The organism is Comamonas sp. 17RB (assembly GCF_030056555.1).
Taxonomy (GTDB): Bacteria; Pseudomonadota; Gammaproteobacteria; order Burkholderiales; family Burkholderiaceae_C; genus Comamonas; species Comamonas terrigena.
Genome location: NZ_JASHHY010000008.1, coordinates 111,566 through 136,720, shown reverse-complemented (window position 1 = coordinate 136,720; position 25,155 = coordinate 111,566). Strand labels below are relative to the sequence as shown.

18 protein-coding genes and 2 tRNA genes are annotated in these 25,155 nt (G+C 68.5%); 12 read left to right on the top strand and 8 right to left on the bottom strand.

From position 1 onward, the window contains the following. Positions 1 to 7: 7 nt before the first annotated feature. From QM470_RS15240 to recD, 9 genes are all read left to right on the top strand, one after another. Complete coding sequence (locus QM470_RS15240; RefSeq protein WP_283339858.1) at positions 8 to 721, top strand: response regulator; 714 nt, start codon at positions 8 to 10, stop codon at positions 719 to 721. A gap of 58 nt (positions 722 to 779) precedes the next feature. Next, positions 780 to 855: transfer RNA gene (locus QM470_RS15235), tRNA-Phe, on the top strand. A gap of 130 nt (positions 856 to 985) precedes the next feature. Beyond that, a tRNA-Phe gene (locus QM470_RS15230) sits at positions 986 to 1,061 on the top strand. Between the two features lie 265 nt (positions 1,062 to 1,326). Then, positions 1,327 to 1,656 carry an iron transporter gene (locus QM470_RS15225; RefSeq protein ID WP_283339857.1) on the top strand — a complete coding sequence of 110 codons (330 nt, stop codon included), beginning with the start codon at positions 1,327 to 1,329 and terminating at the stop codon, positions 1,654 to 1,656. Continuing rightward, positions 1,653 to 3,350, top strand: a complete 1,698-nt coding sequence (locus QM470_RS15220) for a PepSY-associated TM helix domain-containing protein (protein ID WP_283339856.1) — start codon at positions 1,653 to 1,655, stop codon at positions 3,348 to 3,350. The genes QM470_RS15225 and QM470_RS15220 overlap by 4 nt, the downstream gene beginning before the upstream one ends. Further along, on the top strand, positions 3,347 to 3,679 hold the full coding sequence (locus tag QM470_RS15215) for a DUF3325 domain-containing protein (RefSeq protein ID WP_283339855.1): 333 nt from the start codon (positions 3,347 to 3,349) through the stop codon (positions 3,677 to 3,679). Before QM470_RS15220 ends, QM470_RS15215 begins: the two co-directional genes overlap by 4 nt. A 127-nt stretch (positions 3,680 to 3,806) precedes the next feature. Next, entirely contained in the window at positions 3,807 to 7,355 is a 3,549-nt protein-coding gene (gene recC, locus QM470_RS15210; protein WP_283339854.1) for an exodeoxyribonuclease V subunit gamma, read from the top strand. Then, positions 7,352 to 11,140, top strand: a complete 3,789-nt coding sequence (gene recB, locus QM470_RS15205; RefSeq protein WP_283339853.1) for an exodeoxyribonuclease V subunit beta — start codon at positions 7,352 to 7,354, stop codon at positions 11,138 to 11,140. The genes recC and recB overlap by 4 nt, the downstream gene beginning before the upstream one ends. Then, positions 11,137 to 13,194, top strand: coding sequence for an exodeoxyribonuclease V subunit alpha (recD, locus tag QM470_RS15200; protein WP_283339852.1), 2,058 nt, complete (start codon positions 11,137 to 11,139; stop codon positions 13,192 to 13,194). The genes recB and recD overlap by 4 nt, the downstream gene beginning before the upstream one ends. A gap of 78 nt (positions 13,195 to 13,272) precedes the next feature. Here recD and QM470_RS15195 read toward each other — a convergent pair whose 3' ends face one another. The 8 genes from QM470_RS15195 to QM470_RS15160 all read right to left on the bottom strand — a co-directional run bounded on the left by QM470_RS15195 (position 13,273) and on the right by QM470_RS15160 (position 21,760). Next, positions 13,273 to 13,686, bottom strand: coding sequence for a VOC family protein (locus tag QM470_RS15195; RefSeq protein WP_066541624.1), 414 nt, complete (start codon positions 13,684 to 13,686; stop codon positions 13,273 to 13,275). Positions 13,687 to 13,882: 196 nt separating this feature from the next. Continuing rightward, complete coding sequence (locus QM470_RS15190) at positions 13,883 to 15,331, bottom strand: aldehyde dehydrogenase family protein (protein ID WP_283339851.1); 1,449 nt, start codon at positions 15,329 to 15,331, stop codon at positions 13,883 to 13,885. A 66-nt stretch (positions 15,332 to 15,397) separates the two neighbouring features. After that, positions 15,398 to 16,735, bottom strand: coding sequence for an enolase C-terminal domain-like protein (locus tag QM470_RS15185; RefSeq protein WP_283339850.1), 1,338 nt, complete (start codon positions 16,733 to 16,735; stop codon positions 15,398 to 15,400). 45 nt (positions 16,736 to 16,780) lie between these two features. Further along, on the bottom strand, positions 16,781 to 17,746 hold the full coding sequence (locus tag QM470_RS15180) for a 2-hydroxyacid dehydrogenase (RefSeq protein WP_283339849.1): 966 nt from the start codon (positions 17,744 to 17,746) through the stop codon (positions 16,781 to 16,783). A gap of 107 nt (positions 17,747 to 17,853) precedes the next feature. After that, on the bottom strand, positions 17,854 to 18,813 hold the full coding sequence (locus QM470_RS15175; RefSeq protein ID WP_283339848.1) for a Bug family tripartite tricarboxylate transporter substrate binding protein: 960 nt from the start codon (positions 18,811 to 18,813) through the stop codon (positions 17,854 to 17,856). A gap of 48 nt (positions 18,814 to 18,861) precedes the next feature. Further along, positions 18,862 to 19,773 carry a 5-dehydro-4-deoxyglucarate dehydratase gene (gene kdgD, locus QM470_RS15170; protein WP_283339847.1) on the bottom strand — a complete coding sequence of 304 codons (912 nt, stop codon included), beginning with the start codon at positions 19,771 to 19,773 and terminating at the stop codon, positions 18,862 to 18,864. Between the two features lie 38 nt (positions 19,774 to 19,811). Then, on the bottom strand, positions 19,812 to 20,789 hold the full coding sequence (locus QM470_RS15165; RefSeq protein WP_218333413.1) for a Bug family tripartite tricarboxylate transporter substrate binding protein: 978 nt from the start codon (positions 20,787 to 20,789) through the stop codon (positions 19,812 to 19,814). 161 nt (positions 20,790 to 20,950) lie between these two features. Continuing rightward, a complete protein-coding gene (locus QM470_RS15160; protein WP_283339973.1) occupies positions 20,951 to 21,760 on the bottom strand; it encodes a FadR/GntR family transcriptional regulator in 810 nt (269 codons plus the stop codon). A 165-nt stretch (positions 21,761 to 21,925) separates the two neighbouring features. On the opposite strand from QM470_RS15160, the gene garD reads away from it, so the two are divergent. The 3 genes from garD (at position 21,926) to QM470_RS15145 (ending at position 25,124) form a co-directional block, all read left to right on the top strand. After that, on the top strand, positions 21,926 to 23,497 hold the full coding sequence (garD, locus tag QM470_RS15155) for a galactarate dehydratase (protein ID WP_283339845.1): 1,572 nt from the start codon (positions 21,926 to 21,928) through the stop codon (positions 23,495 to 23,497). Positions 23,498 to 23,588: 91 nt separating this feature from the next. Next, positions 23,589 to 24,584: a Bug family tripartite tricarboxylate transporter substrate binding protein gene (locus tag QM470_RS15150; protein WP_283339844.1), complete on the top strand. Its 996-nt coding sequence runs from the start codon at positions 23,589 to 23,591 to the stop codon at positions 24,582 to 24,584. A gap of 156 nt (positions 24,585 to 24,740) precedes the next feature. After that, on the top strand, positions 24,741 to 25,124 hold the full coding sequence (locus tag QM470_RS15145; protein WP_283339843.1) for a hypothetical protein: 384 nt from the start codon (positions 24,741 to 24,743) through the stop codon (positions 25,122 to 25,124). The last annotated feature ends 31 nt before the right edge of the window (positions 25,125 to 25,155 follow it).

Below are 25,155 nucleotides of genomic sequence, written 5' to 3'. Positions count from 1 at the left end.
AAGACACATGGCAAACATACTGGTGGTCGACGACGAACTGGGGATCCGCGATCTGTTGTCGGAAATCCTCAACGACGAGGGTCACAGTGTGGACCTGGCGGAGAACGCGACCCAGGCCCGGGAGGCCCGCAACGCGAGTTCGTACGATCTGGTCCTGCTGGACATCTGGATGCCCGATACCGATGGCGTTTCCCTCCTGAAGGAGTGGGCCACGGCCGGGCAGCTGACCATGCCCGTCATCATGATGAGTGGCCATGCCACCATCGATACGGCCGTGGAAGCCACGCGCATCGGGGCGCAGTCCTTCCTGGAAAAGCCCATCACCTTGCAGAAGCTGCTCAAGGCGGTGGAGCAGGGGCTGGCCAAGGCGGGCAGCGCGCCTGCGCCTGCCGCCTCGGCACCCACGGTGTATGTCGAACGCCGCGACATGGGCGGCAGCGATCTGCCGGCGTCTGCCGCCGTGCCCAGCATGGTGGCGCCGCTGTCCAGCCGCGCCGGCCTGCATGACGCGGCACTCAGTGCGCACCAGGGCTTCGATCTGGACCGTCCCTTGCGCGAAGCGCGGGATGGTTTCGAGAAAGCCTATTTCGAATTCCACCTGGCGCGCGAAGGCGGCTCGATGACGCGCGTGGCTGAAAAGACCGGGCTGGAACGTACCCACCTTTACCGCAAGCTGCGCCAGCTGGGCGTGGACCTGGGCCGCAACAAACGCAATGGTTGAAGAATTTGGCGCAACTTTCCTGGCGGCCCCAAATTTGTGTATATAATCGAGAGCTTCAGGCCCGGTAGCTCAGTCGGTAGAGCAGAGGATTGAAAATCCTTGTGTCGGCGGTTCGATTCCGTCCCAGGCCACCAAAATTGAAAAAGCGGACGGTGCAAACCTTCCGCTTTTTTCATGCCGAAGTTCCGCGTTGCGCATCCCTGTGCATTGCGCCGCGAAACTGGCCGAAAAGGCCTTCGGCAGGCCCTATAATTGCCCCCATGCGGCCCGGTAGCTCAGTCGGTAGAGCAGAGGATTGAAAATCCTTGTGTCGGCGGTTCGATTCCGTCCCAGGCCACCAGATACAAAGCCCCAGATCAGCCATGGTCTGGGGCTTTTTGCATGGCGCCTTCCGTGGCCCCGGACGGTGGTGGCCTCGTAAATCTCCGGTAAACGGTGTCGTATCGGTGCTGAAGCCGGGTGTGTCTCCAGGGGTAAATACTTAAAATAAGAATAATTATTATTTGCAGTTTGTGAGGAATGGTCGTGCAAGTGCAGCCACACCAGGGGGCCGGGTTGGGCCATCGAGGAATGACGGTGCCACACCGGGTGCGCGGAGGCCTGCGGTGAGTGCCCCGGCCGGCAAGCAGGTGCCGCTGGCGCCGATGTGGCGCTACCGTGGGGAAGTGTTGCTGCGCGCGGTGCTCGCGCTGGGCGGGGGCTATGCCCTGAGCGCAGCCTGGGCCGCCGCAGCCGGTCTGGCCGCGGTGCAATGGCTGTCCCTGTCCCGGATGGATGCCGTGATGTGGTCCACCGTGCTGTCGTTCGTGGTGTATGCCGTGGTGGTGCTGTGGGCGTTTGCCTGCGGCAGCACGCGCAAGGTGTGTGCCGTCATCGGCGGGGGCACCGCGCTGCTGGTGGCCGCCGCATGGCTGCTGTCGGGAGGCCAGGCATGAGGCTGGACGGCAAACCTGAAGGCCTGCGCCAGTCGATGTCGTGGTTCCACACCTGGAGCGGACTGCTGCTGGGCTGGCTGCTCTACGCCGTGTTCTTCACCGGCACCCTGAGCTACTTTGTGGACGAGGTGAACGACTGGATGCGCCCCGAGCTGCATGTGTCCGTGCCCCAGGCCGACACGGCGGAAAAGGCGCTGGCGGGCATGCAGAAGCTGGCGCCGGATGCCAGCACCTGGACCATCAGCCTGCCCAGTGTGCGGCAGACGGCGGTGGCCGTGTCCTGGCGCCCGCAGGGGGCTCCGCAGGGGCGTGAAGGGCTGCAGCGGGCCTATCTGGATGCGGCCACGGGAGAAGTGATTCCCGTGCGCGAAACACGTGGCGGCAGCTTTCTGTACCGCTTCCATTTCGAGCTGTATGCCATGCCCCGGATCTGGGGGCGCTGGATTGTGGGCATCGCCACGTTCGTGATGCTGGTGGCCATCCTCAGCGGCGTGATCACGCACAAGAAGATCTTCACCGACTTCTTCACCTTCCGCCCGCGCAAGGGACAGCGCTCCTGGCTGGATGCGCACAATGCCACGGCCGTGCTGGCGCTGCCGTTTCACATCGTCATCACCTTCAGCGGCCTGTTGCTGCTGATGACCATGCTGATGCCCTGGGGCGTGCATGCCGTGTATGACGGCGATACCCAGCGCTTCAATGCGGAACGGCGCGGTGTGGTGCAGAACGCGCCGCCGCAGGGCGGTGCCCGCGAAGCCGGGCATGAGGGACGCGAGGGCCGTGAAGGGCGTGCGGGGCAGGCAGACGCCGGTCCGGTCGCACTGGCGCCACTGGGCCCCATGCTGCAGGCCGCACAGGCCCAGTGGCAGGGGCGCGGCGTGGCTGCCATCACGGTGCAAAACCCCCATACCGCCCGTGCCAAGGTGGAGCTGCGGGAAGAGGGCTCTTCCAGCCTGAGCAACCGCGGCAGCGGCCAGCGCCTGGTGTTTGACGGGGTGACCGGCCAGCTCCAGGACGCACCCGCGCCGCGCGTGCCGTCGGCCATCAACACCTTCATCGGCAGCGTGTCCGGGCTGCACCTGGGGCGCTTTGCCGACCCGGCCGTGCGCTGGCTGCTGTTTCTGTCCGGGGTGGTGGGCACGCTGATGGCGGCCACCGGCATGGTGCTGTGGGTGGTCAAACGCCTGCCGGAACGCCGCAAGCGCGGTTTCACACCCAGGGGCCATCGCCTGGTCGAGGTGCTGAACGTGGCCTCGATCGCCGGTCTGTCCGTGGCGGTTGCGGGCTACTTTGTGGCCAACCGCTGGGTGCCGGTCGGCATCGCCGAACGCGCGGAAGCCGAGATCCACTGGTTCTTCGGCATCTGGCTGGCCTGCCTGGTGCATGCGGCGCTGCGCCCCCATGCCAAGGCGTGGCTGGAACAGCTGGCGCTGGCGGCGGTGGCATTTGCCGCGCTGCCGCTGCTCAATGCCGCCACGGGCGGCGCAGGCCTGTGGCACACCCTGGCCCGCGGGCAGTGGAGCGTGGCCGGCTTTGATTTGATGATGTGGGCGCTGGCGCTGCTGCACGCCGCGGTGGTCTACCAGCTGTGGCGACGCCAGCGTGCGGCGCAGCCGGCCAAGCCCGCAGCGGTGGCATCCGGTGGTTCGGCACTGCCCAAGACTGCGCTGCAAGCGCCGGAGCAACAGCCATGAACACCTGGATTGCGTTGTTGTGGGGCGTGCCCGCGTTTGCGGCCCTTGGCCTGGCCATGGAGCGCCACCATGAGCAGATGCTGGGCAAGGAGCTCGGCATCCGCGGCATGTGGCTGTGGCGGGCGGTCGGTACCGCCTTGCTGCTGGGTTCGCTGCTGGTGTGCCTGCACGGCTGGGGCCTGTCGGTGGCGGTGGCCGCATGGCTGGGCGTGCTGACGTTCGCGGCCCTGTTCACCGGCCTGATGCTGACCTATGCACCGCGCCAGCTGGGCACCGTGGCCACGGTCTGCGCGGTGCTGGCCGTCGCGGGGCTGGGTCTGCTGCGCTGAGGCGCCACTGCGGGGCTGTGGCAGGGGGCGGTGCGCTGGCGCACCCGGCCCGGCCAGCGCGCTGGACACGGTAAGCTCTCGGCTTTGACCAGCACGCAGGGGCCTGCTGGCATCTGCAGGAGAGCATGTGGCAGCAGCGCAGCAAGCACCAGACACAGCATGGCAGCCGGGCCTGATTGCCCTGCACGGCAACCAGACCGAGGCCCTGGCCGATACGGTGCTGGCGTGGCTGGCGGCGCACCCGCTGCAGGCGCTGGAGCCCGAGACCGTGCTGGTGCAAAGCAATGGCATGGCCGAGTGGTTCAAGATGCGCATGGCCGACACGCTGGGAGTCTGTGCCGCCGCGCGGGTCGAGCTGCCGGCGCGCTTTGTCTGGCGCAGCTACCGCCAGATACTGGGCAAGGATGCGGTGCCCCGTGAATCGCCACTGGACAAGACGCCGATGACCTGGCGGCTGATGCGCCTGCTGCCCCAATGCCTGGCGCTGCCGGAATTCGCCCCCATTGCCAATTTTCTGCGCCCCGGCGAACCCCAGCGCCTGCTGCAGCTCGCCGAGCGCCTGGCCGACCTGTACGACCAGTACCAGATCTACCGTGCCGACTGGCTGGAGGCCTGGGCGGCAGGGCAGGATGTGCTGCGCAACCCGGGCCGCCCGGATGTGCCCGTGCCCGCCGTGCAGCAGTGGCAGCCGGCGCTGTGGCGTGCGGTGCTGGCAGAGCTGGAGCCGCATGAACGTGCCGCCACCCGCCCGGCGCTGCTGGCGCGGGTGCTGGGCGCATTGCAATCCGGTCAGCCGCCGGTGAGTCCGCTGGCGCGCCGCGTGGTGGTGTTCGGCATGGGCCAGATGCCGCTGTCGCTGATGCAGTTTCTGAGCGGGATTGCGCAGCACAGCCAGGTGCTGATTGCGGTGCCCAATCCCTGCCGTTTTCACTGGGCCGATGCCATCGACGGGCGCGAGCTGCTGCGCCAGGAACGCCGCCGCCATGCGCACAAGGACGGGCGCGATCTGGCGCAGATCCCGCTGGAAGCCATGCACGCCCATGCCCACCCGCTGCTGGCCGCGTGGGCCCGGCAAAGCCGGGACTATGTGCGCCAGCTGGATGCCTTCGACACCACCAGCAGCACCGCCGCCCAATGGAACTGGCCGCGGGTGGATGTGTACGACGAAGCCGACGCCCAGGACCTGGCCCAGGCACCGTTGCTGACCCAGGTGCAGCAGCGCATCCGCGACCTGGTGCCGCTGGCGGAGCACCCGCCGCTGGCGATTGCGGCCAGCGACCGTTCCATCGTGTTTCACACCGCGCACGGCCTGGTGCGGGAGCTGGAGGTGCTGCACGACCAGTTGCTGCAGCTGCTGGCCCAGCCGCCGGGTGCAGGCCAGGCCGCGCTGGCACCGCGCGATGTGGTGGTCATGCTGCCGTCGATTGAAGAGGCCGCGCCGGCGGTGCGCGCCGTGTTCGGCCAGTACGGCCGCCACGATGCGCGCCATATCCCGTTCGACATTGCCGATGTGGGGGCACGCGCCAGCAGCCCGCTGGTCACGGCCCTGCAATGGCTGCTGCACCTGCCGCAGCAGCGTTGCCGCCTGAGCGAGCTGTGCGACCTGCTGGATGTGCCGGCCGTGGCCGATCGCATGGGGCTGGCGGCCGATGCACTGCCCCAGCTCACGCAGTGGATGGCCGGGGCGGGCATCCGCTGGGGGCTGAACCATGCCCAGCGTGCCCAGCTGGGGCTGCAGGCCTGCGGAGACCCCAACAGTGCCTGGTTCGGCCTGCAGCGCATGCTGCTGGGTTACGCCAGTGGCGGGGCCGTGGATGTACCGGCCCAGGCATTCTCCGGGATCGAACCCTACGATGAAGTGGGGGGGCTGAGCGCCGAGCTGGCCGGCAGCCTGGCCAGCCTGCTGCAGCGCATGCTGCAATGGTGGCAGACGGCGCAGCAACCCGCCGCGCCGGCGGTGTGGGCCCAGCGCTTTCGCATGCTGCTGGAGGACTTCTTCCGCAGCCACAGCGATGAAGACCAGGCCTTGCTGGCCGCGCTGGACCAGGCCCTGGTGCGCTGGCAGACCGCGTGCGAGCAGGCCGGATTCGAGGCCGACCTGCCGCTGGTGGTGGCGCAGGAGGCCTGGTTGCAGGCGCTGTCCGAGCCGGCGCTGGAGCAGCGTTTCCGCGCCGGTGGCGTCACCTTCTGCACGCTGATGCCCATGCGCGCCATCCCGTTCGAGGTGGTGTGCCTGCTGGGCATGAACGACGGCGACTATCCGCGCCGCGCCAGCCGGTCCGATTTCGACCTGATGGCCCAGCCCCAGCAGCAACGCCCGGGCGACCGCGCCCGGCGCGATGACGACCGCCAGCTGATGCTGGATGCACTGCTGTCCGCGCGCCGCATGCTGTACATCAGCTGGGCCGGGCGCCATGTGCGCGACAACAGCGAGCAGCCGCCGTCGGTGCTGGTGTCCCAGCTGCGGGACTACCTGGCACAGGGCTGGCAGGGCGATGCCGCGGCGGAAGGGGATTTGCTGGCGCAGCGCACCCGGCAACACCCGTTGCAGCCTTTCAGTCGCCGCTATTTCGAGGATGGCTCGCCGCTGCACACCTATGCCCGGGAATGGCATGCGGCCCATGCCGCGGACAGTGCCGCCACGGCACCCGGCATGCCGCCACTGGAACTGGACCCGGACGTGCCCTTGAATCTGGCGCGCCTGGCGGACTTTCTGCGCCATCCCGCCCGGGCGTTTCTGCGCCACCGGTTGCTGGTGCGCTTTGAGCAGGAAGACGAGGTGGTGGTGGACGACGAGCTGTTCCAGGTGGATGGCCTGACCGCCTACCAGCTGGTGCAGCAGCTGCAGCAGGATGTGGTGGCCTTGATGGCCGGTGCTGCACCGGTGGATGTGCCGCAGCAGGTGGCCCTGCAGGTGCAGCGGCTGGCGCGTGCCGGTCGCCTGCCGCTGGCGGGGCTGGGCGCGCGCGAGGCCGAGGCCCTGCAGCAGCAGGTCATCCCCTCGCTGCGCTGCTGGCAGGCTTTGATGCAGGACTGGCCGCAGACCGCGCCCCGGCAACGGGTGCTGCTGCGCGAAGGCGAGGTGGTGCTGGACGACTGGCTGGACGGCCTGCGGCAACGGCCCGATGCCATTCCCATCGGGGACGGCGAACGGGGCGGGCATTTCGACCAGGCCTGGTTTGCCATGGATCCGCGCACGCTGCTGGACAAAGAAGGGGCGGTGCGGCCCGACAAGCTGCTGGGCTTTTATGTGCGCAGTCTGGCGCTGTCGGCCACGGGCAGCCCGGCGCTGGGCTGTGTGGTGGCCCGCGACACGGTGCTGTGGGCGCTGCCCATGGCCCAGGCCGACGCCCAGGACCAGCTGCAGCAGCTGATGCAGCTGTGGCTGCAAGGCCAGAGTGCACCGCTGCCCTTGCCCCTGCGCACCGCCATGGCGGTGGCCGCCGGCGATCTGCAGGCGGCCGAGCAGGCCTATGCCGGCAGCCATGTGCTGGATGGCGAATGCCAGGACCCGAGCTGGGCGCGCTGCTACCCAGGCTGGGACGAGCTGCTGGCCAGCGGGGCGCTGGAGACCCTGGCGCTGGCCGCCTATGGGCCGCTGCTGGACTGGAGCAGCACCGGCCTGTGGGTTGATGGGTTCACGCATGGCGTGCACGCTGGGGAGCCGTCCGCATGAGCAACGTGAACATATCTTCCACGTCCACCGGCCATGTGCTGGACGCCATCCGCTTTCCGCTGTGGGGATCGCGCCTGATCGAGGCCAGCGCCGGCACCGGCAAGACCTGGACCATTGCCGCGCTGTACCTGCGCCTGGTGCTGGGCCATGGCGGAGAGCAGGGCTTTGTGCGGCCGCTGATGCCGCCCGACATTCTGGTGATGACCTTCACCCGGGCGGCCACGCGCGAGCTGTCGGACCGCATCCGGGCGCGTCTGATCCAGGCCGTGCAGTGCTTCCGCGGCGAGGCCGAACCGGCGGCGCACGACCAGTTCCTGCGGGAGCTGCGTGATGCCTACCCGTTAGGGGTCGTGCGCGAGCAGGCGGCCTGGCGGCTGGACATGGCGGCGCAGTGCATGGATGACGCGGCCATCCACACCATCGATGCCTGGTGCCAGCGCATGCTGCGCGAACACGCGTTCGACAGCGGCAATCTGTTCGATGAAGTGCTGGAGCCGGATGAAAGCCAGCGCCAGATCGAAGCCGCCCAGGACTACTGGCGCCAGCAGTGCTACCCGCTGTCGGGCGAGCTGCTGGAACAGGCCCTGGCCGTGTGGCCCCATGTGGGCGCACTGGTGGCCGATATGCAGGCCTTGCTGCGCGAGCCCGTGCCACCGGCGGCCGGGGCGGGCACGCTGGCGGCCTGCATTGCCGCTGCCCAGGCGCAGCAGACACAGACCTTGCAGACCCTGGCCGCCGGCTGGGAGCAAAAGGCACAGGATCTGGAAGACTGGCTGGACGGCCAGCTGGCCCACCACAAAGCCGCCTGGAACGGGCTGAAGCTCAAGCCTTCCAACTACAAGGGCTGGCTGCAGACGGTGCGCCTGTGGGCCGCAGCGCCCCACCCGGATCTGGCGGCGCAGCTGAAAACCGGGGCCACCCGGCTGGTGCCCGCCGGTCTGGAGGAGGCGCGCAAGGGCGATGCGCCGGTGGATCTGCCGCCGTCATCGCAGGAACTGGCCGAGGTGCTGCAGGCCCTGGCGCAGCTGCCCAGCCTGCGCAGCAGCTTGCGCCTGCATGCGGCGGCCCAGGTGCAGCAGCGCCTGCAATGGCTCAAGCAGCAGGCCGGCACCTTCGGCTTTGCCGACATGCTGCAGCGCCTGGACACGGCACTGGCCGGCGACAACGGGCCTGCCTTGCGTGCCAGCATCCAGGCCCAGTACCCGGTGGCGTTGATCGACGAGTTCCAGGACACCTCGCCGCTGCAGTACCGGCTGTTCGACCAGATCTACCGCACCCGGGACAACAGCGCAGACAGTGCACTGCTGCTGATTGGCGATCCCAAGCAGTCCATCTACGGCTTTCGCGGTGCCGACATCTACAGCTACCTGCAGGCGCGGCAGGCCACGGCCGGGCGGCACTATGTGCTGGGCACCAACTACCGTTCCACCCAGGCGCTGGTGCGGGCCGTCAACCATTGGTTTGCCGGTGCGGAGCAGCGCCCGGGCGAAGGTGCTTTCATGTTCCGCACCAGCAGCACCCAGAACCCCTTGCCGTTCGAGCCGGTGGCCGCCCAGGGCCGGCGCGAGGTGCTGATGCAAGGCAATGCCCCGATGCCCGCGCTGACCGTGGTCTGGGATGGCGAGGTCAGCGCGGAGCCGCTGAGCAGCGATGCCATCCGCCGGCGTTTTGCCGTGCATTGCGCCGACCAGATCGTGCGCTGGCTGATGGATGCCTCCACCGGCTATGCCGAGGGCGGTCAGCCTTTGCAGCGCCTGCGCCCGGCCGATATCGCGGTGCTGGTGCGCACCGGCAAAGAGGCGGCGGCCGTGCGCCGCGCGCTGGCGCAGCGCGCCGTGGCCTCGGTCTATCTGTCGGACCAGGACTCGGTGTTCGCCAGCGACGAGGCACAGGACCTGCTGTACTGGCTGCGTGCCGTGGCCGCACCGCTGGATGCCCTGGCCGTGCGCGCGGGCCTGGCCACCCGGCTGATGGGCTGGTCGCTGGAAGCCCTGGCCCAGCTGGCCGCCGATGAAGAGGCTTTCGACGCCCACAGCGAACAGCTCAAGGAGCTACATGGCATCTGGCTGCGCCAAGGGGTGCTGGCCATGCTGCGGCAGACGCTGTACCGCTTCCAGCTGCCGGCCCGCTGGCTGGCCAGCATCGGGGGCGAGCGGCGGCTGACCAACTACCTGCACCTGGCCGAGCTGCTGCAGACGGCCAGCGCCCAGTTGGAAGGCGAGCAGGCCCTGATCCGCTGGCTGGCCACCGAGGTCGACAGCCCGGGCGGCGGCGGTGAGGCGCAGATCGTGCGGCTGGAAAGCGATGCCGATCTGGTCAAGGTGGTGACCGTGCACAAGAGCAAGGGGCTGGAGTATCCCGTGGTCTGCCTGCCGTTCGCAGGCAGCTTCCGGGCGGTGGAAAAGCGGGGCACGGCCTATCTGTCGCTGCCGGTCCAGGGCGAAGCCGGGCCGGCGCGGGAATTGGTGCTGGACTTTGACAGCGCCCAGCTGGCCCAGGCCGACAAGGAGCGCCTGCGCGAAGACCTGCGCCTGCTGTACGTGGCGCTGACCCGGCCACGCCATGCACTGTGGATGGGCATGGCGCCGATGAAACGCGGCAATGGCAAGGCCTGCGTCAACGAACAGGGTGCGGCCGGCTATGTGCTGGCGGGCGATGCCGTGCATTCCGTGCAAGGCTGGCGGGCCCAGCTGCAGGCCCTGGCGCAGGGCTGCCCGGAGATCCGCGTGGTGGATGCTCCGGCCGAGCTGCCGGCGGTGCAGCGCTGGCAGCCCCCGGCCGCTGCGCCGGCCTTGCGCCCGGCGCAGCCGTATGCGGCGGAATTCGACCGCCGCTGGGGCATTGGCAGCTTTTCGGCGCTGACCCGTGCCATGGCAGCCGCCAGCGTGCCGGTGCTGCCGGTGGTGGCGCTGCACCCGGCCGATGACGAAGTGCCATCCACGGTCGGCGATGCCGCGCCACCGCAGCCTGACCTGGGGCTGGAGGGGCTGCCTTTGCCTTCCGCCGACACCGGGACCGCTGCCGTATGGCACCGCTTCATGCGCGGCCCGGTGGTGGGGAATTTTCTGCACGACCAGCTGGAATGGCTGGCCGGCGAAGGTTTTGCCCTGCCGCCAGCGCCACCTGACGAGGGCGCTGCGCCAGACGATTTGGAAGCCCGGCTGCTGCGCCGCTGTGAACGCGCCGGCCGCAAGGACCAGGGGCTGGATGTGCTGCGCTGGCTGCGTGCCGTGGTCCACCAGCCGCTGGTGCCGCTGCCGGTCAGCCTGGCGCAGCTGGGCCAGGAGGGGGCGGTGCTGGCCGAGATGGAGTTCTGGCTGCCCGTGCAGCAGCTGTCGGCGCCACGCATCGACGCCCTGTGCCGCCAGTTCATCCTGCCCGGGATGGATCGCCCGGCGCTGCCGCAGCGGGAGCTGCACGGCATGCTGATGGGCTTTGCCGACCTGGTGTTCTGCCATGCGGGCCGCTACTGGGTGCTGGACTACAAAACCAACCACCTGGGGGCGGACGCCCGTGCCTACAGCGCCGAGGCCCTGGCGCAGGCCATGCTGGAGCACCGCTATGACGTGCAGGCCGCCCTCTACCTGCTGGCCCTGCACCGCTTGCTGCGCAGCCGCCTGGGCGATGCCTATGTGCCGGCGCAGCAGCTGGGCGGGGCGCTGTATTACTTTTTGCGCGGCATCGATGGTGTGACACAAGGCATGCAGGTGCTGCCGCAGTCCCCGGATCTGCTGCGCCTGCTGGATGCGCTGGACGCCCAGCTGGGCGAGGAGGTGCAGCCATGAAGGCCAAACGCGTGCGCGATGTGCAGACCCTGGACCTGTTTGCGGCGCCGGAACTGAGTGTGGCCGACAGCCTGACGGTGCTGGACCGTTTCAGCGATGCCGGCCTGCTGCGCCGGCTGGATACGGCCCTGGCCCGTTTTGTGCACAGCCAGGATGCGGCGGCCGAGCCGGCCTTGCTGGTGGCGGCCGCTGTGCTGGCGCAGATGGAAGGGCGCGGCCACAGCTGCCTGCCGCTGCAGGCGCTGGTGCAGGCGCCCAACAGCGTGCTGGCCTGGCCGGCCGAGGCATTGGCAGCGCAGCAGGCGCTGTGGACCCAGCTGCCCTCCGATGTGGCGCCGTGGCTGGCCGCACTGGCGCGCAGCCCGGTGGTGCGTGTGGTGGGGCGCGACGCCGATGCCGGCCAGCCCCTGGTGCTGCTGCCGGGCGCCGAACCGCTGCTGTATCTGCGCCGCTACTGGGATTACGAACGCACTGTGGCCGAGCACCTGGCCCGCCGCACGGCGGTGGAGGCCCAGGCCGTGGACGACACGGCTGTGCGCCACTGGCTGGACCGGCTGTTCGGGCCGCCACAGCCGCAGGCCCCCCTGGACTGGCAGAAACTGGCCTGTGCGCTGGCGCTGCGCGGGCGGCTGTCGGTCATCACCGGGGGGCCGGGCACGGGCAAGACCTATACCGCCGCGCGCCTGCTGGCGCTGCTGTTTGCCACGGCGCCCGATGCGCAGCAGCTGCGCGTGGCGCTGGCGGCGCCCACGGGCAAGGCGGCAGCGCGGCTCAAGCAGTCCATCGATGCGGCACTGCTGCAGTTGCACGATGCGGTGCAGCCCGGACTGGATCTGAAGACGCTGGTGCAGCGCATGGGCGCCGCCCGGACCTTGCACGCGCTGCTGGGCGCACGGCCGGACACGCGGCATTTCCGCCACCATGCAGGCCACCCGCTGGATGTGGACGTGCTCATCGTCGATGAGGCGTCCATGGTGCACCTGGAAATGATGGCGGCGGTGCTGCAGGCGCTGCCGCCCACCGCGCGGCTGGTGCTGCTGGGCGACAAGGACCAGCTGGCCTCGGTGGAGGCCGGCGCCGTGCTGGGAGACCTGTGCCGTGGCGCGCAGCAGGGCGGCTACCTGCCCGACACCGTGGCCTACGCGCAGCGCGTGGCGGGGCAGACCATGGCGCCCGCCTTCACCACGGCGCAGGCCGCCATGCCCTTGGCCCAGCACACCGTCATGCTGCGCGAAAGCCGGCGTTTTGGCGGGCCCATCGGCCAACTGGCGCAGGCCGTCAATGCGGGCGATGCGGCGCAGGCGCAGCAGTTGCTGCTGGAGCAGACCCGCAGCGGGCAGGACGGTGCGCTGTGGGCCCACCAGGGCGGTCCGGCCACGGCCATTGCCGCCATGGCGGTGCAGGGCCGGGGTACGCAGGCCGGCTATGCCGCCTACGCCCGGCAGCTGCAGGCCGGGCGTGCCGTGCGCTGGGACAGCGAGGCCGCGCACCAGGACTGGGTGCGTTCGGTGCTGGCGGCATTCGACCGCTTTCGCCTGTTGTGTGCGGTGCGCGAGGGCGATTGGGGCGTGGCCGGGCTGAACCGTGCCGTGGAGCAGGTGCTGGAGCGGCAGGGCCTGCTGCGCAAGGATGGCGAGTGGTACCTGGGCCGCCCGGTGATGGTGACGCGCAATGACGCGCAGCTGGGCGTGTCCAACGGCGACATCGGCATGGCGCTGCCCAGCTGGGCCGATTCTTCGCGCTTGCGCGTCTACTTCGCGCAAGGCGAGCAATTGCATGCCGTCAGCACCGCGCGGCTGGCGCAGGTGGAGACGGCGTTTGCGATGACGGTGCACAAAAGTCAGGGCTCGGAGTTCGAACACATCGCTCTGGTGCTGGCCGCGCAGGGCGGCCATGTGCTGAACCGCGAGCTGGTCTACACCGGCATCACACGCGCGCGCCAGGCGTTTTCGCTGTGGTCTGAAGGGCCGGGGCTGCTGGCATCGGCCATTGCCAGCCCCACCCAGCGCAGCAGCGGCTTGCTGCGGTTTCTGGGTGCTCCGCCGGCGGCGTGAGTGCAAGGCGGTTGCAGGCATGTGCCGCCTGCTGTCCGCCGGGGAGGCGCGGCAGGGCGCCCGCAGGCCGCCGCGGGGTCAGTGGGCGTAGACCGCGTCCCAGCTGGTGAAGCCTTTGACTTCGATGGGGTTGCCGCTGGGGTCGTAGAAGAACATGGTCCACTGCTCGCCGGGTTCGCCTTCGAAGCGCACCTGGGGTTCCAGCACAAACTGCGTGCCGGCAGCCTTCAGGCGCTCGGCCAGGGCCAGCCATTCCGGCTTGAGCAGGATCACGCCCAGGTGGGGCATAGGCACCATGTGGTTGCCGACCTTGCCGGTGTTGGCCACCGCAAAAGGCTGGCCCAGGTGCAGCGAGATCTGGTGGCCAAAGAAGTCGAAATCGACCCAGGTGTCGGTGCTGCGGCCTTCGCGGCAGCCGAGCACGCCGCCGTAAAAGCGGCGCGCGGCGTCCAGGTCGGTCACATGGTAGGCAAGGTGAAACAGGCTTTGCATAGTGGGCAGAAGATAGCACCCCCGGCCGTGCCTGCCGGGCAGATCTTGTCATGCCGGTGTCAACGGGCTTTAGTCCATACAGGTGCTGCACCACTGGGCGCAGGGCGGCAGGCCCTGCTGCGGCGAGCGTCCGGCATGCCCCGCACGCCCCGCACACCCGTAGAGGAGCATGCAGGGTGCGCCGGGCGGCGGCGGGTCAGGCCAGCGTGTAGGCGGTCTTGACCGTGGTGTAGAACTCCTGGGCGTAGCGGCCCTGTTCACGTGGGCCGTAGCTCGAGCCCTTGCGGCCGCCAAACGGCACGTGGTAGTCGACACCGGCCGTGGGCAGGTTGACCATCACCATGCCGGCCTGGCTGTGGCGCTTGAAGTGGGTGGCGTACTTCAGGCTGGTGGTGGCAATGCCGGCCGACAGGCCGAACGGCGTGTCGTTGGACACGGCCAGGGCTTCGTCGTAGTCCTTGACGCGGATCACGCTGGCCACCGGGCCAAAGACCTCCTCGCGGTTGATGCGCATGCCGGCCTCGGTGTCCACGAACAGCGTGGGCGCCATGTAGAAGCCGTCCTTGCCGCTGCCCGTGTGGCAGGCCACGCGGCTGCCGCCGGCCGCCAGGCGCGCGCCTTCCGCCTTGGCGATTTCCACGTACGACAGATCCTGCTCCAGCTGGGCCTGGCTGACCACCGGGCCCATGTCGGTGCCGGCGGCGCGCGCGTCGCCGACCTTGATCTTGGCCATGCGTGCCTGCAGGGCCTCGATGAAGGCGGGGTAGATCTTGTCGGTCACGATCAGGCGGCTGGAGGCCGTGCAGCGCTGACCGGTGGAGTAGAAGCCGCTTTGGGCCGACAGTTCCACGGCCTGGTTCAGGTCGGCGTCGTCCAGCACGATCTGGGGGTTCTTGCCGCCCATTTCCAGCTGCACCTTCTTGCCGCTCTTCACACAGGCTTCGGCAATGCCGCGGCCCACGCCCACCGAACCGGTGAAGCTGATGGCCGCCACGCCGGGGTGGTTGACCAGGGCCTCACCGATCACGCGGCCGCGGCCCATGACCAGGTTGAACACGCCGGCCGGGATGCCGCTGCGGTGGATGATGTCGGCCAGGGCCCAGGCGCTGCCGGGCACCAGATCGGCAGGCTTCAGCACCACGCAGTTGCCGAAGGCCAGGGCCGGGGCGATCTTCCAGGCGGGGATGGCGATGGGGAAGTTCCAGGGGGTGATCAGGCCGACCACACCGATGGGCTCGCGCGTGATCTCCACGCCGATGCCGGGGCGCACCGACGGCACGGTCTCGCCGGACAGGCGCAGGCATTCGCCGGCAAAGAACTTGAAGATCTGGCCGGCGCGGCCCACTTCGCCAATGGCTTCGGGGCGGGTCTTGCCTTCTTCGCGGGCCAGCAGCTCGCCCAGCTCTTCCTTGCGTGCCAGGATTTCGCTGCCGATCTTGTCCAGGGCGTCGGAGCGGGCCTGGATGCCCGAGGTGGACCAGGCCGGGAAGGCGGCCACGGCGGCGGCCACGGCGGCCTGCACGTCCTGCGCATCGCCCTGGGCGTAGTCACCGACCACATCGGACAGGTCGCTGGGGTTGGTGTTGGGGCTGTAGGTGGCGGCGGCCGTCCATTGGCCGTTGATGAGGTTGTCGTAGCGGGACATGGAGTTCTCCGTAAGAAAAAGAGGCAAAGGGCAGAGCGGTAGCCACTGGCGCGGTCCAGGTGGGGCTTAACGCACCATGCAGGGCCGCTTGTTGTCGAACTTCCAGCCGGGGATCAGGTACTGCATGGCGATGGCGTCGTCGCGTGCACCCAGGCCGTGCTGCAGATACAGGGCGTTGGCGCGCTGCAGGGCGGCGCGGTCCACGGTCACGCCCAGACCCGGGGTCTGGGGCACTTCGACGAAGCCGCCCCGGATCTGCAGCGGGTTCTGCGTGAGGTACTGGCCGTCCTGCCAGATCCAGTGCGTGTCGATGGCCGTGACCTTGCCGGGCACGGCCGCGGCCACGTGGGTGAACATGGCCAGCGAGATGTCGAAGTGGTTGTTGGAGTGCGAGCCCCAGGTCAGGCCCCAGTCGCGGCAGGTCTGGCCCACGCGCACGGAGCCGGCCATGGTCCAGAAATGGGGGTCGGCCAGCGGGATGTCCACGGACTGCAGCGACAGGGCGTGCACCATCTGGCGCCAGTCGGTGGCGACCATGTTGGTGGCCGTGGGCAGGCCGGTGGCGCGGCGGAATTCGGCCATGACTTCACGGCCCGAGAAGCCGCCTTCGGCGCCGCAGGGGTCTTCGGCATAGGCCAGCACGCCGTGCATGTCGCGCATCAGGCGGATGGCATCCTTGAGCAGCCAGCCGCCGTTGGGGTCCAGGGTGACGCGGGCTTCGGGGAAACGCCGGGCCAGCGCGGTCACGGCCTCGACCTCCTGCTCGCCGGCCAGCACGCCGCCCTTGAGCTTGAAATCGTTGAAGCCATAGCGCGCATGGGCGGCTTCGGCCTGGCGCACGATGGCCTCGGGGGTCATCGCCGTCATGTGGCGCACCTGGGTCCAGCTGTCCGTGCCCAGCGTGTCTTCGCCGGGTTTCACATAGGGCAGGTCGGTTTGGTCGCTGGGGCCCACAAAGAACAGGTAGCCCAGCATTTCCACGCGGTCGCGTTGCTGGCCTTCGCCCAGCAGGGCGGCGACGGGCACGCCCAGGTGCTGGCCCAGCAGGTCCAGCAGCGCGGATTCGATGGCCGTGACCGCGTGCACGCCGATGCGCAGGTCGAACGTCTGCAGACCGCGGCCACCGGTGTCGCGGCCTTCCAGGGATTTCTGCACCGCCTGCAGCAGCTGCAGGTGCTGGCCGATGGAGCGGCCGATCAGCACCTGCTTGCTGTCCTCCAGCGCCTGGCGAATGCCTTCGCCGCCGGGGACCTCGCCCACCCCGGTGTGGCCTGCGCTGTCGTGCACCAGCACGATGTTGCGGGTGAAGTAGGGCGCGTGCGCGCCGCTGAGGTTCATGAGCATGCCGTCGCGGCCGGCGACGGGAATGACTTCGATCTCGGTGATGGTCGGGGTAGTGGACATGGAGGGCTCTTCAACAGACGCAGGGAAAAAAGGGACCGCAGGACATCACTGTGCGGCGGACCAGGGCACCTCGGCTGCGGGGCGCCCTGTGGCAATGAATTGGTCCAGGTTGTGCAGCACGAGGTCTGCCATGGCGCGGCGGGTTTCGTGCGTGCCGCTGGCGATGTGCGGGGCCAGCACCACGTTGTCCAGGGCCAGCAGCGCGGGCAGGGGGTGGGGCTCGTCCTCGAACACATCCAGTCCGGCGCCGGCGATGCGCTGGTGGGCCAGGGCATCGGCCAGGGCGGCCTCGTCCACCACGCTGCCGCGGGCCACGTTGACCAGGAAGCCTTGCGGGCCCAGGGCGGCCAGCACCTCGGCATTCACCAGGTGGCGCGTGCCTTCGCCGCCGGCGGCGGTGATGACCAGGATGTCGGCCCAGCGTGCCAGCTCCAGCAGCGAGGGCAGGTACAGGTGGGGCGAGCCTTCGACCGGGCGGCGATTGTGGTAGGCCACCTCCATGTCGAAGCCCGAGGCACGCCGCGCGACGGTGGAGCCGATGCGACCCATGCCGAAGATGCCCAGGCGCTTGCCGCTGGCGCGCGTGCGGATGCCGAAACGGCCCTGGCTCCAGTCACCGCGGCGCACGAAGCGGTCGGATTCGCTGAGACCGCGGGTCGCATCCAGCAACAGGGCAAAGGCCAGGTCGGCCACGCAATCGTCCAGCACGCCGGGGGTGTAGCCCACGCGCGCGCCGCGTTGCAGCAGGGCGTCCTTGTCCAGGGAGTCGAAGCCCACGCCGAAGCTGCTCACGAACTTGAGGTTGGGCAGGGCGTGGACCACGCGGGCGGGCAGGCCCATGGCGGCCGAGGTGACCGCATATTCGAACTGCGCGCCGTGCTCGGCCAGGAAACGGTCGGGATCGGCCTGCTGGGACAGGATGTGCACGTCGTAGCGCTGGGCCAGTTCGGTGTCAAGCTGGGGCAGCGGCATCTTGCCGTACTGGAGAACGCGTGGTCGGGAGAGCGCCATGCCGGGGAATCCTTGAGGTGGGTTGGCATCGCCGGGTCAACGGTGGACTGCCACGGAGGGAGGGGCGGCCAGAAGACGCCCCGTGGTGTTGCGCGCGATCTGGCCGTTCAATCGGCGGTGATCTTGCGGGTTTGGATCAGCTGCTTCCAGCGCTCGTTTTCCTGGGCTTGGAAGCGGGTGAACTCCTCGGGAGTGTTACCCACGATTTCGAGCCCCTGTTCCATGAAGCGCTTGCGGAGTTCGGGCTGCTGCACGGCGGCGATGGCCGCCTTGGCCAGCTTGGCCTTCACGTCCGTCGGCAGGCCCTTGGGAGCGGCCATGCCCTGCCAGGAATACACCTCGGCGCCTTTGACGCCGGCCTCGGCCAGGGTCGGCACATCGGGCAGCACCGGAGAGCGCTGGGTTCCGGTCACGGCAATGGCGCGCAGCTTGCCGCTGCGCAGATGCGGCAGCACCGCGTTGACGTTCTGGAACGAGAAGTCCACCTGGCCGCCCAGCAGGTCGGTGATGGCCGGAGCGCCGCCCTTGTAGGGCACGTGCATGGCTTCGGTGCCGGTCTGCTGCCAGAACAGCTCGGCCGACAGGTGGTCGGAGGAGCCGTTGCCGGAGCTGGCAAAGCTGAGCTTGCCGGGCTGGGCCTTGAGGGCGGCAATGACCTCGGCCACGGTGCGTGCCTTCTGCGATGTGCTGGCGACGAGGACGTTGGGTGCCTGCACCGGGATGGTGATGTAGTCGAAATCCTTGGTGGCGTCGTAGGGGACGTTCTTGATCAGGTGGGGCGTCACCACAAACGGGCCCAGCGAGGCGACGAGCAGGGTGTAGCCGTCGGCCGGAGCGCGCTTGACGGCGCCGGCACCGATGGTGCCGGTGGCACCGGGGCGGTTTTCCACCACAAAGGGCTTGCCCAGCTGTTCGCCCATGCTCAGGGCCACGGCACGGGCCACCATGTCGGTGGAGCCGCCGGCGGGGAAGGGCACGATGACGTTGACGGGCTTTTCGGGGAAGTTGCCGGAGGCCTGGGCGGTGAGCGAGAGCGCGCAGCCCAGCGCAATCAGTATTTTTTTCATGTTTTTGTCTCCTGGGTCCGGCGGCTGCACGCAGCCGCCGGGGCCGGTTTATTGGGGACCGAGCTTGTCGATCAGGGCCTTGAGCTCTTCCATCTCATGGGGCTTGAGGTCCGACAGCGGCGCACGCACGGGGCCGGCGTCATGGCCGACGATCTTGGCGCCGGCCTTGATGATGCTGACGCCGTAGCCTTCCATGCGGTTGCGGATCTTCAGGTAGGGCATGAAGAATTCCTTGAGCAGCTTGTGCTGCGTGGCCTGGTCGTCGGTGCGCACGGCTTCGTAGAACTGCATCGCCGTCTTGGGGATGAAGTTGAAGACGGCCGAGGAGTACACCGGCGTGCCCAGCGCCTTGTAGGCGGCGGCATAGACTTCGGCCGTGGGCAGGCCGCCCAGGTAGGCAAAGCGGTCGCCCATCGCCATGAAGATGGAGGACATGGTTTCGATATTGCCCATGCCGTCCTTGAAACCCACCAGGTTGGGGCAGCGCTCGGCCAGGATGGCCAGCGATTCCGGCGTGAAGCGGGTGCGGTCGCGGTTGTAGACGATGACGCCGAACTTCACGCTCTTGCAGACCTGTTCCACATGGGCGATCAGGCCTTCCTGACCAGCTTCGGTCAGGTAGTGGGGCAGCAGCAGGATGCCGTGGGCACCCAGTCGTTCGGCTTCCTGGGCGTGGGCGATGGCGGTGCGGGTCGGGCCGCCGGCGCCGGCAATGATGGGCACCTTGCCGCGGCAGGTGTCCACGGCGGTCTTGATGATCTGGCCGTATTCCTCGCCATACAGCGAGAAGTATTCACCGGTGCCGCCGGCGGCGAACAGTGCGCTGGCACCGTAAGGGGCCAGCCACTCGAGACGTGCGGCATAGCCCTTGGCATTGAAGTTGCCCTGGGCGTCGAAGTCCGTCACGGGGAAGGACAGCAGGCCGGAGCTCATCACGTCTTTGAGGTCTTGGGGAGTCATGGTCATCCTTGAAAAAGCAGACAAAAAGATCTGGCAGCTCAATCGAGCTGCAGTTGCGCGGTTTGCACCACGGTGCGCCAGCGGGCACGCTCGGCGTTGAAGAACTTGTCGGTTTCGGTGGGGGTCATGGTGACCACCTCGGCGCCCTGGCCGGTCAGGCGGGCACGGACTTCAGGGGAGCGGATGGCGGTCAGCAGCACCTGGTTTACGCGCTGCACCACGGCTTCCGGCGTCTTGGCCGGCAGGACCACGCCCTGCCAGGTGCCGGAGGCAAAGCCCTGTGCCCCTTGTTCCGCCAGGGTGGGCACATCGGCAATCAGCGGCATGCGGGTGCTCTTGGAAATGCCCAGCAGCTTGAGCTTGCCGCTTTGCACATGCGGGTAGGTGGCGAGCATGCCGTTCATCAGCACCTGGGTCTGTCCGGCCACGGTGTCCTGCACCGATTGCACGCCGCCCTTGTACGGCACATACACCCATTTGGCGCCGGTGAGGCGGGCCAGCTCCACGCCTGCCAGATGGGGGGCGCTGCCGTTGGCCGTGACGGCGAAATTCAGGTCCTGCTTCTTGGACAGTGCGACCAGCTCCTGCAGGTTGCTGGCCTGCACCGAGGGGTGGACGACCAGCATGTGGGGCGAGTAGGCCAGCATGGCGGCGCCACGCAGGTCCTTGGACGGGTCGAAGCTGAGCTTGGTGTAGACCGCCGGGGAAATGGCCAGGGCCCCCAGGTCGCAGAGCAGCCAGGTGTAGCCATCGGGCTGTGCACGGGCGACGAATTCCGCGCCCAGGTTGCCGTTGGCGCCGGGCTTGTTTTCAATCACCACGGTCTGCTTCAGTTCCTGCGAAATCAGCTGGCCGATGGAGCGGGCAATGATGTCGGAGCTGCCGCCTGGCGGGTAGGGCACCACCAGCCGGATCGGCTTGCTGGGCCAGTTATCGGCAGCCAGCAAAGGGCTTGCCAGCAGGCTGGCTGCTGTCAGTGCCAGCAGTGAGCGCAGAACGCGAGAGCGACGGACCATGGTGCTTGTCTCCTTTTTTGTGGTCAGTCATCATACAACTCAAGGCGAGATGCTTCCAAGTGGTTTGGTACTAGGGGAAACACGGAATCAGCGGGTGCGCCGCGAGGCGGGCACGCAGGCGGGGCTGCGGGCGGTGTGTTCCGTCCGGTGTGGGTTGCGGGTCAGGTGTCGGAGGGCAGGTTGGCGGCCTGGCTCAGACGTTGGGCCAGGCGCAGGCGTTCGCGCGAATTGGTCAGGTGGATGCGCATGGCAGCGCGGGCCGAGTCCGCATCCTGGCGCTCGATGGCGGAAAAGATTTCCTCGTGCTCCCGGTTCACGCGGCGCAGGTAGTCGGGGTCGCGCGGGGAGGTGTGGATGGAGGTGATGCGGTTGCGCGGAATCAGCAGGGTGCCGAAGTGTTCCAAGATGTCCCGGAAGTAGCGGTTGCCGGTGGCCTGGGTGATGCTCAGGTGGAAGGCCAGGTCATGCTCCACCGTGTCGTTGCCCTGGGCGAAATGGTATTCGAAGGCCTGCAGCGCTGCGCGCATGGCCTCCAGGTCCTGCGGCTGGCGGCGTTGTGCGGCCAGGCCTGCGGCCTCGGTTTCCAGGCTGATGCGCAGCTCCAGCACGGCCAGCACGTCGACCGATTCGCTGAGTTCGTGGGCGCTGAGCACGGGGCCCGGGTTGTGCTGGGCCGGCAGCACAAAGGTGCCGATGCCGTGGCGGGTTTCGACCAGGCCCGCTGCCTGCAGCTTGGACAGCGCTTCGCGGACCACGGTGCGGCTGACATCGTAGTTGCGCACCAGCTCGGACTCGGTGGGCAGCTTGTCGCCCTCGCGCAGCAGGCCCTGCCGGATCTTGTGGCCGAACTCCTCCGACAACAGGCTGGCCAGGTTGCGGCTGCCGCGCCCTGCCTTGCTGCGCAGGGAGGCGCCCTCAGGCAGAACCGAAGGGGTGGGGGCTTGGGGTAATTCCGATGTCAGGCTGCGCATGGCCATGATGATAATCGTTTTATGTTGTATGACAACGTACTACATGGCCGCGCCATCCGGCGTGCCGCAGGGCCGTAACGGACCGGACCCTGGCGTGCAGCACCGGGCCTGCGAACACGCAGGCCGGTCAGGCCGCACTTCTTCTTTGTGAATGGAAAGACTCTGATGGGGCAAGCTCTCTATATCCGCATGCATGCGCAAGACAATGTGGCGATTGTCGTGAACGACGGCGGTTTGCCTGCGGGAACGGTGTTTGACGACGGCCTGACCCTGGTGCAGAAGGTGCCGCAGGGCCACAAGGTGGCGCTGGTGGACCTGGCCAAAGGCGCGGCGGTGCGGCGCTATAACGTCACCATCGGCTATGCCAGCCAGGATCTGCCGCGCGGCAGCTGGGTGAACGAGCAGGTGCTGCAGATGCCGGAGGCCCCCGAGCTGGAAGGCCTGCCCATGGCCACGGTGCGGCCCGATCCGTTGCCGCCGCTGGAGGGCTACACCTTTGAAGGCTACCGCAACGCCGATGGTTCGGTGGGGACGCGCAACATCCTGGCCATCACCACCACGGTGCAGTGCGTGGCGGGGGTGGTCGATGTGGCGGTGCAGCGCATCAAGGCGGAACTGCTGCCCCGGTATCCGCAGGTCGATGACGTGGTCGGGCTGGAACACACCTATGGCTGCGGCGTGGCCATCGATGCGCCGGATGCGGTGATTCCGATCCGGACCCTGCGCAACATCAGCCGCAACCCCAATTTCGGGGACGAGATCATGGTGGTCAGCCTGGGCTGCGAGAAGCTGCAGCCCGAGCGCCTGCTGCCCGCCGAAGCACCGCTGCGGCCCATGCCGCACCCGGGCGCGGCGCCCGCGGCCGGGACTGCGCCTGTGCTGGATGTGGTCTGCCTGCAGGCGGAGGAGCACACCGGCTTCATGAGCATGATCGACAGCATCGTGCGCCAGGCCGACGTGCACCTGCAGCGGCTCAACCGGCGCCGCCGCGAGACTGTGCCGGCCAGCGAGCTGGTGGTGGGCGTGCAGTGCGGCGGCAGCGATGCCTTCAGCGGCGTCACGGCCAATCCGGCCGTGGGCTTTGCCTCCGACCTGCTGGTGCGCGCCGGTGCCAGCGTGATGTTTTCCGAAGTGACCGAAGTGCGCGACGGCATCGACCAGCTGACCGCACGGGCCAGCAGCCCCGCCGTGGCCCAGGCCATGGTGGACCAGATGGCCTGGTACGACGCCTATCTGGCGCGCGGCCGGGCGGACCGCAGTGCCAACACGACCCCCGGCAACAAGAAGGGCGGCCTGTCCAACATCGTGGAAAAGGCCATGGGCTCCATCGTCAAGTCGGGCTCCGCACCCATCAGCGGGGTGCTGGCTCCTGGCGAGAAGCTGCAGCAAAAAGGGCTGATCTATGCCGCGACCCCGGCCTCCGACTTCATCTGCGGCACCTTGCAACTGGCGGCCGGCATGAATCTGCACATCTTCACCACCGGCCGCGGCACGCCCTATGGACTGGCCGCCTGCCCGGTGATCAAGGTCGCCACGCGCAGCGATCTGGCGCGCCGCTGGCATGACCTGATGGACGTGAATGCCGGGCGCATCGCCGAGGGCAGCGAGACCATCGAGAGCCTGGGCTGGGAGCTGTTCCACCTGATGCTGGAGATCGCCAGCGGCAAGAAGACCTGGGCCGAGCACTGGAAGCTCAGCAACGCGCTGGTGCTGTTCAACCCGGCCCCTGTGACCTGAGAGCGAGAGGGGGCCGGGCAGTGCGCTCGGGCTCCGCTGAACCCCTGCACGCCGGAATCCACCGGCGGCATTTTTACCAAGGAGACAACTCATGCAACGTCGACAGCTTTTGAAGGCAGCCGCTGCCCCGCTGGTGCTGGCGGGCCTGCCCGCTGCGGTCAAGGCCCAGGGCAATTGGCCCGCCGCAAAGAACATCACCTACATGGTGCCGTTTGCCACCGGTGGCACCACCGACACCCTGGGCCGCCTGATTGCCCAGCAGCTGGGCCCGGCGCTGGGCACCACGGTGATCGTGGAAAACCGCGGCGGTGCCGGCGGCAGCGTCGGTTCGGAGCTGGCGGCACGGGCCCAACCCGATGGCTACACGCTGCTGGGCGGCACCATCAGCTCGCACGCCATCAACATCAGCCTGTATCCCAAGCTGGGCTATGACCCGGTGAAGTCTTTCACCCCCATCACCCTGATCGGCACCAACCCCCTGGTGCTGGTGGTGGCCGCCAACAGCCCCTACAAGAGCCTGCAGGACGTGCTGGAAGCCGCCAAGAAACGCCAGGGTGGGCTGTCGTCCGCATCGGCCGGTGCCGGCACATCGCAGCATCTGGCGCTGGAGATGCTGGGCTGGAAGTCCGGCGTCAAGTTCACCCACGTGCCCTACAAGGGCAGCGGTCCGGCCATCCAGGACGTGATGGGCGGGCAGGTGGACATGATGTTCGACACCACGGTGGTGGCGGCCCCGCACATCCAGAGCGGCAAGCTGCGTGCGCTGGCCGTGACATCCAAGCAGCGCCTGGAGGCACTGAAGGACGTGCCTACCGTTGCCGAGTCGGGTGTCAGCAGCCTGGCCAATTTCGAGGTCACGTCCTGGCAGGCACTGTTTGCCCCCTCCGGCACACCGGATGCCATCGTGCAGAAGCTGCACCAGGAAGTGGCCAAGATCATTGCCACGCCCGACATGAAGGCCCGCCTGAAAACCATGGGCATGGAACCCTCCACCCTGAGCCCGGCGCAGATTGCCGAATTCCAGAAGACGGAAGTGGCGAAATGGGCCGCCGTTATCAAGGAAGCCAAGGTGAAGGTGGACAGCTAAGCCACCACAGGGGGACGATACGCCTCCTGCGGCCAGTCGAGGCCCGGGCGTCCGCCGCTGCTGCGGGGCACAGGGACACAGCTGCCGGTGCCGCAGCAAGCACCGGCTGGGGCGATCCCGTGTCGCCCCGCCGGGGGGCTTGCCTACAATGTCGCCATGCGCCCTCTTGCCCCTCATGCACTGCACCGCTGGACCCGTTGGGTGCTGGCGGCATGGCTGTGTGTGGCCTTGGGCGCTGCGCTGTCGCCGCTGGCCCGGGCGCAGGCCGGGGCGGGCGCGCTGGAGCCGCTGTGCGGCCTGGACGGTGCACGGCACTGGGTGGCCAGCCCGGCAGCGCAGCTGCTGGGTGACGATGCCGCGGCCACCGGGCACGGCCTGGATTGCCCGCTGTGTCTGCCGCTGCTGGCGCCACCACCGCCCGTTACCGGCCAGCCCGCCGCGCTGGCGCCGGGCATGGCCCCGCCAGCGGGCCTGCGCTCCATTCCCTGGGTCTACCGCGTCGCAGCCGCGCTGCCGGCCAGAGGGCCGCCGCATTCTTGAGCCATTACCGCAACCCGCGCTGCCGCCATCC